This window comes from Erythrobacter sp. (assembly GCF_023653175.1).
Classification (GTDB): Bacteria; Pseudomonadota; Alphaproteobacteria; order Sphingomonadales; family Sphingomonadaceae; genus Erythrobacter.
The window spans coordinates 1-3,059 of record NZ_JAMNXL010000276.1 but is presented as its reverse complement, the minus strand read 5'-3'; the positions used below and the strand labels follow the sequence as shown (position 1 = coordinate 3,059).

General features: G+C 69.0%; 2 protein-coding genes. Both read left to right on the top strand.

Annotation, left to right across the window (positions count from 1 at the left end; translation table 11 throughout):
* The first annotated feature begins 87 nt into the window (after positions 1-87).
* Entirely contained in the window at positions 88-2,436 is a 2,349-nt protein-coding gene (gene glf / locus NBV68_RS18810) for a UDP-galactopyranose mutase (RefSeq protein ID WP_296312980.1), read from the top strand.
* Positions 2,433-3,059, top strand: a 627-nt coding sequence (locus NBV68_RS18805; protein ID WP_296312978.1) for a hypothetical protein, incomplete at its 3' end; no start/stop codon positions are given. The genes glf and NBV68_RS18805, both read left to right, overlap by 4 nt.

The following is a 3,059-nucleotide window of genomic DNA, read 5'->3' as shown; positions in this document are numbered from 1 at the left end:
CGCTAGTCGGGGGTGTCGCCCCCAGGCGACGCCGCCCGTGCGAGTGTTCCGCCGGCGGCCACTCCCGAACCGGAAGGCACCGTCGCCATGCATCGCCCGTCAGAGACCCCGCCCCATGCCCGCATCCCGTCCGGGCGGCCCGTGCTGGTGTGCTTTTCGCATCTCCGCTGGAATCTCGTCTTCCAGCGCCCGCAGCACATCATGACCCGGCTCGCGGATCATTTCGACGTTACCTATTGGGAGGAGCCGCGCGCCGAGGCCGATTGCACCGTGCCCCGGCTCGAACGCGAGGCGCTGGGCGAAGGCCTCACCCGCATCGTTCCGGTGCTGCCCGATGGGCTCAATGCGGGCGAGACCGATTTCGCGTTGCGCGGCCTGCTCCACGAGATGCTGGCGGGCGAGACAGCGCCGCGGGTGTTCTGGTACTACACCCCGATGATGCTCGGCTTCAGTGCCGGGGCGCGCGCGGACGTGGTGGTCTATGACTGCATGGACGAGCTCGCCAATTTCGCCTTCGCCCCCGCCGATATCGCCGCGCGCGAGAGCGCACTGATGGCGCGGGCGGACATCGTGCTGTGCGGCGGCAGGAGCCTCTATGCCGCGCGCGCCGCCCGGCACCGCAACATCCACTGCATCCCCTCGGGCGTCGACATCGCGCATTTCGCGCGCGGCGCGGAACGTGTGGCGGACCCGGCCGATCAGGCCGGGCTCCCCCGCCCCCGCCTCGGCTTTTACGGGGTGATCGACGAGCGCCTGGATCTGGCGCTGATCGCGGCGGCGGCGCAGGCCCGGCCCGACTGGTCCTTCGTGATGGTGGGTCCCGTGGTGAAGATCGCCGAGGCCGATCTTCCGCGCGCGGCCAACATCCACTGGCTGGGAACCAAGCACTATGCCGACCTGCCCGCCTATGCGGCCGGGTGGGACGTCGCGCTAATGCCCTTTGCGCGCAATGCGGCGACCGATTTCATCAGCCCGACCAAGACCCCCGAATACATGGCCGCCGGGCTGCCCGTGGTCTCGACCTCGATCCGCGACGTGGTGGCAGGCTACGGCCACCTCGACGCGGTGCGCATCGCCGACGAGCCCGACGCCTTCGTCGCGGCCTGCGATGACCTGCTGGCCGCCTCCGAAACCGCACGCGCAGGCTGGCGGGCCGAGGCGCGCGATTGCCTTGCGGACAAGAGCTGGGACGGGATCGCGGGCCGCATCGCCAGAAAGCTCGAAACCGCGCTGGTCACGCGCCAGATCTCCGCCTTCGCCAGCAGCAGCGGCAGCGAGGCCGTGCCCCCGCGCCACTACGACGTGCTGGTGGTCGGCGCAGGCTTTGCCGGATCTGTGATGGCCGAGCGGATCGCGAGCGAATCGGGCCGCTCGGTGCTGGTGATCGACAAGCGCGATCACATCGCCGGCAATGCCTTTGACCACCGCGATGTGGGCGGCATTCTCGTCCACAAATACGGGCCGCACATCTTCCACACCAACAGCCGCGACATCCTCGATTACCTCTCGGGGTTCACCCGCTGGCGCCCCTACGAGCACCGCGTGCTCGCCTCGGTCGACGGCATGCTGGTGCCGATGCCGATCAACCGCACGACGCTCAACCGGCTTTATGGTTTGGGCCTCGAGACCGATGCCGAGGCCGAAGCTTTTCTCAAGTCCGTGGCGGTTCCCGTGCCCGAAGTGCTCACCTCGCGCGATCAGGTGGTCGCGCAGGTCGGCGAGGATCTCTACGCAAAATTCTTCGAAGGCTACACCCGCAAGCAATGGGGGGTCGATCCCAGCGAGCTCGACAAGTCGGTCGCCGCGCGCGTGCCGGCGCGGACCAACACCGATGATCGCTACTTCACCGACACCTACCAGTGCATGCCGGCGGACGGCTACACCGCGATGTTCGCCAGAATGCTCGACGAGCCGCGGATCACGGTGATGACCGGCACGGGCTTTGCCGATCTGCCCGACGGGATCACCTGGGATCACCTCGTCTGGACCGGGCCGATCGACGAATATTTCGGGCACCGGCTGGGCAAGCTCCCCTACCGCTCGCTGCGCTTTGAGCACGAGACCCTGCCGTGCGAGCAGGCGCAGCCAGTGGCGGTGGTGAACTACCCGAACGAGGCCGTGCCCTATACCCGCATCACCGAATACAAGCACCTCACCGGTCAACGCGCCCCGCTCACCAGCATCACCCGTGAATATCCGGCGGCAGAGGGCGATCCCTATTACCCGATCCCCAATCCGCAGGCGCAGGCGATGTACAAGCGCTATGACGCGCTGGCGCGGGCCTGCGACAATGTCACCTTCGTCGGCCGGCTGGCGACCTATCGCTACTACAACATGGACCAGATCGTCGGCCAGGCGCTCGCCGCGTGGCGGCGGCTCGATGCGCGCTGGCGCAGCGAGCCGGTGGCGGGACGCGGCACGGTGGCGGCGGAATGAACAGCGGCGCTGCGGCCCGCACCGGGGAGGCGCTGCGCCGCGTCGCCCCGCCCGGCCCTTTCCAGGGCGCCGGCTGGATTCGCGTGGCGGCAGGCGCGCCCTATTTCGAGACCGAAGCGGGCGAGCCCTGGCATCCGGTCGGCCACAACGAGGCGATCACCTGGCCCAACATCGCCCCGCTCCACCGCCGCCGCGACCCGGCAGCGGTGGAGCGCCACTTTGCGGAGCTCGCGGCGCAGGGGGTCACCTGCCTCAGGCTGATGCTTGAATACAGCCAGGGGCACCATCGCCATCTCGAACACCGCGCAGGCGCTTTCAGCCCGGCGATGGTGCGGCTGTGGGACGACCTCATCGCGCTTGGAGAACGGCACGGCATCCGCTTCCTGCTCACCCCTTTCGACACCTTCTTCATGACGCGGCGCTGGCATTACCACCCCTATGCGGCGCGGCGCGGGGGGCCGTGCGCCGGGCCGGAGGCGATGTTCACCTGCCCCGAAACCCGCGCCGCGATCATCAACCGGCTGCTCTTCGCCACCCGGCGCTGGGGCGCGAGCCCGGCGGTCTTCGCCTGGGATCTGTGGAACGAGATCGACGCCTTCTACGCCGGCGGCGAGCTCGCCGCG